A 6,814-nucleotide genomic window follows, 5' to 3' on the forward strand; every position below is an offset into this window, starting at 1 on the left:
AATAGATAGTCTAGATGGAAGCTCATAACGGTAAATGTATTAGTAGGTACATTTTACACCATAAACTCAGGAGAGCCAGTTGTGGTAATGGATGTCACATAAACAGACAGCTATCGAACGAAAAAAAACCCGAAAAATACTGTTCACGAAATAAAAAAAACACAGCCTAAAAATGCAAGTAATCATTAATCAAGACCGTAAACAGATTATTTGCCTAAATTTTGAACCTGGGCCTGGCCACGATTTCAGCTTGTTTAAAAAAAAGCAATGTTCATTTCCATCCCTCAACCGATAGTTCACAAGATACTGGCTAAGCTGTGGAGTATTTAAACCAGTAACGAGGCTTGTATGGTGCGTCAGGAGTGAACACTTACGCGCTTAGGAATGAGAATTAAATAACTTCCACAAGTTTGTGGGATGGGCGTCCCGCCCGTCCTTTTTGGACGGGCGGGACGCCCATCCCACAATAACAATTAAAATTGTAAGTTATTTAATTCGCGATCCTTATGCGGGAAACACTTCTGTAATGACGCACCATACTATCGTCTTTTAAATGCCCAACAGCTTATCAAGGGATAAAAGATTATCACTTTAATCGCTCGAATCCTAAAAAGAAACCTAAAAATGCGAATCTTTCTATTTGAGAAAAAGACTACAATCGAGCTTTAGCCCAGGAGCGAATAGTGATTGAACATCTTAATAGGAGTCTAAAAGTTTTCAAATTTTTGTCAAGTCGTTATAATCGTCGCCGCCGTTATGGTCTCCGTTGTAAGCTGTTCGGCATTTAAATGAGGATAGTAGGGTGCCCAGCGCAAATAAGCGTTTCCCATGTATAGTAAGTGTTCGCGAATGGCGCACCTTACCTGGATCGTTAATGGTTTAAATGCTCCACAGCTTAATTTGTTGTCAACACTTTACAATTATCAGTGAACTCTCAGGTCTAAAATTCAAAACCTTTAAATTTAACATAGATTTTTTTGCAAGAGGTCTATTACAATACCGAGATTCCCAGTGTTTGAAAGCTTCTTGCAAAAATGAGAATTGCTGGGGTTGTGAGTCATAACCTGTGCGCGTGCAGTACCTCCGCGTCACAGAGTTGACACTCTCCGACCTGAAGGTGCGGAGATTCTTAAGAAGTTTTGACGCTCTTAATGGCGCTGTCAAGACACCTCTAGACGTTCAAAACAACTACCTTTCGGTGCTGCAATTACGCTTACTTTTTGTATGCTTTCGTTCGCACTTCTCAACACTAGCCAGTTCGGTACGCTCCCCATCCTGCGCTGCTTGGCTGTACCTTAGTCTTTCTCAGTCAAAAATGCTGAGAGTGTCTTACTGCCCGGAATTTCACCGTTCTAGGAATGGTTCAGCACGTAGTTGATACGCCTACTTGTTCTGCACAATTCAATTCTAACACAATACACTCGTAGCCTAAAGGCTACAACTGCGTTTCATACCCTGCGGGAAAGACCGGGGTTCTCACGCGACGCGCTATAGGCGATGCCCGAATAATCCTCGAAAAACTGCACTGCGACCTCATCCGAAATCTTCAATGCTATATCCCGATTCGCGGTGAGCACCTCGCACCTCGATCTTTATATTCGAGAAGCTGTCGCCAACGGTGGGTTGTCCCGACGATCGCACGTTGCGACTGCTTTGATCGCCAGCCTCCATCACCGTATAACCGGCAGCCCCAGCTTCCTCGATGATCTTGGCGATCTTTTTCAGCAGCACCTTTTCAGCAGCACCTTTTCGTGACAAGGCAATACTCTATGGTTTTTCCTTGAACCATATCTTTAAGTTTATGCCAAAGATCGGCGAATTCACTACCCTCTGTTGAGAAAGATTGACTCAGATTAGCGGAAGCATTTTATAAAAAACACTTATCTTTTTGGCGCAATGACAACCATTCAACCAGCAAATCTAAGTATAAACTTAAGAATACCGTTCAAGGCGAAAGCATAGATGTCTGTCTTCTGTTCGACATCAATGTCAGGTTTAAGCGTTCCAGTCTCTCTCCTTGAAACACTCTCCATTCACAGTTGAATTTCTGACAGGTATTTCCGTAGCGGCGGGCAAGTGCCCGCCACCGCCACACACATTCGAGCAGCATGGAGCGTACACAATGAACAAGTTTGACTCAACTAAACTGCGGACCCAATTTGACAACACCAGCGAAGGCTGGCTAGTGCAGGTGTATAGCGCAGATCGCCGCCTGCTCTGCGTACTCGACTCGTCTCACGCCTGGACTTTTTTGTTGGGCTGTGGGTTCGGTCTCCTACTGGCGGTGGGGTGGTTTAACCTTGCCAGTTACAGTCCATCCACGACTTATGAACCGTCAACAGCTCCCCCTGAAATGTGGATTGATTAGCTCAGTCATTGCTAGAAGAGTGGTGTCCACGCAACTCCTGTTCCTGATTTTGCTGATCCCATACCGTCCTCGGTGCAATATCCGTGTATAGAGAAAATTCTGCGATCGCAATTTACACTGACGATATACGGGTTTTCTGAGAATAAAAGGAAAACTTATGATTTGAATTTGAAATTATGTGGGATATCCATGTAAAGCGATCGCAAGTTTGTGCGAAATTAAGAATATGACTTAAGTACATAGAATTTTGGGTCTTAATAGATATTGATCTATAGAAGTTACTGCGGGACAGCGACACCTTCTAGCCCCATTCGGAGAGCGACCATCTCTGAATCCCCTGGCGACAGGTGTTCGCATAACACCTGTCGGCAGGGTTGAAGCGCTGCACCCTTACTTCTTAAATCTCACCGCTCACAATAATCGCTCTTTTTTAGAGGAGGCAGCAGGAGGTATTCATGGATTTTTTGTCCTTGTTCTTAATGGACTTCATTAAGCAGTTGCAGTCCCCAACACTCGGGTTTTTGATTGGTGGTATGGTCATTGCCGCTCTCGGTAGCGAACTAATAATTCCAGAGGCGATTAATCAGATCATCGTCTTCATGTTGCTCATGAAAATCGGTCTGACCGGTGGTCAGGCGATCCGCAATTCCAACCTGACGGAGATGGTGATACCCGCAGCGTCTGCTGTAGCAGTAGGGGTTCTTGTTGTATTCATCGCGCGCTATACGTTGGCCAAGCTGCCGAAGGTCAACACCATAGATGCGATTGCGACCGGGGGATTGTTTGGTGCTGTGAGTGGCTCTACCATGGCTGCAGCCCTGACACTACTGGAAGAACAAAACATGCCATACGAGGCATGGGCTGCCGCACTCTATCCCTTCATGGATATCCCAGCGCTCGTAACGGCGATTGTGGTGGCCAACATTTATCTCAACCAGAAGAAGGGTAGTGCAGCAGCCCACTCTACCGTGCAGCAGTCTTTCAGCAAGCAGCCCGTTGCAGCAGGCGATTATCCCAGCACCCGGCAAGAGTATCTCAGCAAGCAGCAGAAGCCTGCGGATAATCGGGTCAAGATATGGCCGATCGTGCAAGAAAGCCTCCAGGGTCCTGCCCTATCGGCAATGTTGCTCGGCATTGCTCTTGGCCTGTTCACCCAGCCGGAAAGTGTCTATAAAAGCTTCTACGACCCCCTCTTCCGCGGCTTGCTTTCGATCTTGATGCTGGTCATGGGTATGGAGGCTTGGTCAAGACTTGGCGAACTACGTAAGGTGGCCCAGTGGTACGTCGTGTATAGCGTAGTGGCACCGGTGGTGCATGGGTTCATCGCCTTCGGTCTCGGCATGATTGCCCACTACGCCACAGGATTCAGCCTGGGCGGTGTTGTGATCCTGGCTGTTATTGCCGCCTCCAGTTCAGACATCTCAGGTCCGCCCACGTTGCGAGCCGGGATTCCGTCGGCCAATCCCTCCGCCTACATCGGCGCATCCACAGCCATCGGTACACCCATTGCGATCGGCTTGTGTATACCGCTCTTCCTCGGGCTGGCCCAGGCGATCGGTGGCAGCTAATCCCAGACGGGTCGCGGTCTGTCGGCGCTCCCTTGCTCCAACAGACCAAGCGACTCAATATATTAAGATCAACATACGTAGGTAAGGAGGTAACCAACATGCCCAAGCCAGCCAAAAAGCTTGTCATCGTCACGGAAAAGATTCTGCTGAAGAAGATCGTCAATATCATCGAAGAAGCCGGGGCAACCGGTTATACGGTTCTGGAAACCGGCGGTAAAGGCAGTCGCAACGTGCGATCGTCGGGACAACCTAGCGTTTCTGACACCACGGCGAATATAAAATTCGAGGTGCTCACCCCCGATCGGGATATGGCGGAGAATATTGCGGATCAGGTCGCAGTCAAGTTTTTCCTCGATTTTGCGGGCATGATCTATATCTGTGACGCGGAGGTACTGTACGGGCACAGTTTCTGTGGACCAGACGGCTGTTGAACCGAGACGACACAGACCTAAGAAGCCGGGGTCATGCCCCCGGCTTTTTAGTAGCCGTATTTCTTGCCTGCGGACTTGGGTCTCAGTTGCAGTCCCCAGCGCTCGGCTTTCTGATCTGTGGTATGGTCATTGCCGCCCTCGGTAGCGAACTGCAAATTCCAGATGCGATCTATAGCCCAGGCTCGAATAGTGATTGAACATATTAATAGGAGTCTAAAAGTTTTCAAATTTTTGTCAAGTCGTTATAATCGTCGCCGCCGTTATGGTCTCCGTTGTAATTTGTTGTCAACACTTTACAATTATCAGTGAGATATCAGGTCTAAAATTCAAAACTTTTAATTTTAACATAGATTTTTTTTCCAAGAAGTCTAATATACGGACAATCCCCCCCTCGACTCCTCGCCCACTGTCGGAGGCTCCCTCACTGGAAAACTCGGACACTTCCCCACCTATTCCTAAAAATTCACAATTTTTTACAAAACACCCGAAACCTCAGCAAAGTCAATCTTTCCCAATCTAAAATCTAAAATCTAAAATCTAAAATCCCATAACTTTGCCCTCGCCTGACCCAAGCGATCCGAACTAACTTCGAGTGTGCCTCATCCACTAGCGTCTTGATGACCGTTCGAGTTACCCGCACAATCCATCAACTGCCTGCATCCTAGCCCGAAAGCCCAAAGCCCAGATTGTTTGATTCGTTTATTTTTGTTTTATTTTTGTACCTCTTTATATTAAGAAAGTATTTTAAAATTAATTTAAAAGCTAAAAAAATTATAAAAATAGATTTTTATATCAAAAAACCAGTTAAGATTCCCAAAGATGCAAAATAAACAAATTTACTAGCATTTTCATTTAGACGCCCCCTTTCTTTTCATCGCAAGTTAGCTAATAATGCTTTAAACGAGGTGACTAAGGGCCGAGTCCAAAATTGGTCTAACCCAAAGACGGATACAAGCCCCAAACAAAAGTCGTCGAGCTCGAAAATTTTAGTTAAAGAGAAGCCCCAGATTCATCTGTGGAGTCGATTCTTTAATCTCAAATCTGAAATCTCAAATCGACTGAAATTAAGGAAATTGCAATTGGGCTATGGCAATTGGGCTATGGCAATTGGGCTATGGCAATTGCAGGAAAACCCAGCCCTCATCGTTTTGATAGAAACCTATAGGAGAACCAAGAGTGAAACTAGCAGTTTACGGAAAAGGTGGAATTGGTAAATCGACAACAAGCTGCAACATCTCCGTTGCCCTAGCCAAGCGCGGCAAGAAAGTTTTGCAAATCGGTTGCGATCCAAAGCACGACAGCACATTTACCCTCACTGGCTTCTTGATCCCCACAATTATTGACACCCTTCAGCAAAAGGACTATCACTACGAAGACGTTTGGCCCGAAGATGTCATCTACAAAGGCTACGGCGGCGTTGACTGCGTAGAAGCAGGTGGCCCTCCTGCAGGAGCTGGGTGCGGCGGCTATGTAGTCGGTGAAACCGTCAAACTGCTCAAAGAACTCAATGCCTTCGACGAATACGACATTATCCTGTTCGACGTGCTCGGTGACGTAGTGTGCGGCGGTTTTGCAGCCCCCTTGAACTACGCCGATTACTGCATGATTGTTACCGACAACGGGTTCGACGCTTTATTTGCCGCCAACCGCATCGCCGCCTCAGTCCGCGAAAAAGCCCGCACTCACCCGTTGCGGCTCGCTGGTTTAATTGGCAACCGCACCTCAAAGCGCGACTTGATCGACAAGTACATTGACTCTGTACCCATGCCGGTGCTGGAAGTGCTGCCCCTGATTGAAGACATTCGCGTTTCTCGCGTTAAAGGCAAAACATTGTTTGAGATGGCAGAAAGCGATCCTTCCCTCAATTACGTCTGCGATTACTACCTCAACATCGCTGACCAGATTTTGGCAATGCCCGAAGGAGTAGTGCCCAACGACACGCCCGATCGCGAATTATTTGCCTTACTTTCAGATTTTTATCTAAATCCAGTGCAACCGGTGGTCAAGAAGGAGGAAGATGAGCTAGACCTGATGATGGTTTAATAGGTCTAGCGATCAGGATGAGGATAAAGAGGTTATGGCTTTTTTTGATACTTTTTCAGTTGCTCTCAAACAGAAGTGGTTGGACTACTACCAGGTAAATCGGGCTTGGCTGCTCCTGCACATGACGGCTGACAACACGGTCGCCACACCCGACGGCGGGAAAAGGCCTGTTTCTTACCTCATCCTGGGAATTGCGGCTGCCCTGGAGCCGGAACTCCAGCAATTAATGCTGCCCTTCTCAAAACTCAAGCCGGATGCAGACAGCCTGATCGAAGTGTTGGGGCTAAATTTTGACCCGGACATCGCGCTGGGTATGCCCTCAAATATAGTGCCGCAGACGATCGGCACATCTCCAACACCCACAGCGGCTCAAACTGCAACTGCTACACCCACAGCGGCTCAAA

General features: G+C 47.2%; 5 protein-coding genes and 2 pseudogenes. 6 read left to right on the forward strand and 1 reads right to left on the reverse strand.

All coding sequences use genetic code 11. From position 1 onward, the window contains the following. Positions 1–560: 560 nt before the first annotated feature. Positions 561–788 (forward strand): annotated as a pseudogene (locus QUB26_RS27860) (transposase family protein); the annotation flags it as partial. A 745-nt stretch (positions 789–1,533) separates the two neighbouring features. Here QUB26_RS27860 and QUB26_RS27865 read toward each other — a convergent pair. Continuing rightward, positions 1,534–1,758, reverse strand: a complete 225-nt coding sequence (locus QUB26_RS27865; RefSeq protein ID WP_445299646.1) for a hypothetical protein — start codon at positions 1,756–1,758, stop codon at positions 1,534–1,536. Positions 1,759–2,823: 1,065 nt separating this feature from the next. Between QUB26_RS27865 and QUB26_RS27870 the strand changes: the two genes are divergently transcribed. The 5 genes and pseudogenes from QUB26_RS27870 to QUB26_RS27890 form a co-directional block, all read left to right on the forward strand. Continuing rightward, positions 2,824–3,936: a sodium-dependent bicarbonate transport family permease gene (locus tag QUB26_RS27870; RefSeq protein WP_333245650.1), complete on the forward strand. Its 1,113-nt coding sequence runs from the start codon at positions 2,824–2,826 to the stop codon at positions 3,934–3,936. Between the two features lie 98 nt (positions 3,937–4,034). Then, a complete protein-coding gene (locus QUB26_RS27875; RefSeq protein WP_333056568.1) occupies positions 4,035–4,367 on the forward strand; it encodes a P-II family nitrogen regulator in 333 nt (110 codons plus the stop codon). Positions 4,368–4,541: 174 nt separating this feature from the next. Next, positions 4,542–4,676: pseudogene (locus QUB26_RS27880) on the forward strand (IS5/IS1182 family transposase); the annotation flags it as partial. Between the two features lie 867 nt (positions 4,677–5,543). After that, complete coding sequence (gene bchL, locus QUB26_RS27885) at positions 5,544–6,410, forward strand: ferredoxin:protochlorophyllide reductase (ATP-dependent) iron-sulfur ATP-binding protein (protein ID WP_006634709.1); 867 nt, start codon at positions 5,544–5,546, stop codon at positions 6,408–6,410. A gap of 34 nt (positions 6,411–6,444) precedes the next feature. Continuing rightward, the coding region (locus QUB26_RS27890; protein WP_333245647.1) for a DUF5331 domain-containing protein at positions 6,445–6,814 on the forward strand (370 nt) is incomplete at its 3' end.

The organism is Microcoleus sp. B4-C1 (assembly GCF_036705285.1).
In the GTDB taxonomy this organism is placed as follows: domain Bacteria; phylum Cyanobacteriota; class Cyanobacteriia; order Cyanobacteriales; family Microcoleaceae; genus Microcoleus.

Bases quoted from the DNA above. Each gene is read 5' to 3' on its own strand.
- QUB26_RS27870 (WP_333245650.1), top strand. From the start codon at position 2,824: ATGGATTTTTTGTCCTTGTTCTTAATGGACTTCATTAAGCAGTTGCAG.
- QUB26_RS27875 (WP_333056568.1), top strand. From the start codon at position 4,035: ATGCCCAAGCCAGCCAAAAAGCTTGTCATCGTCACGGAAAAGATTCTG.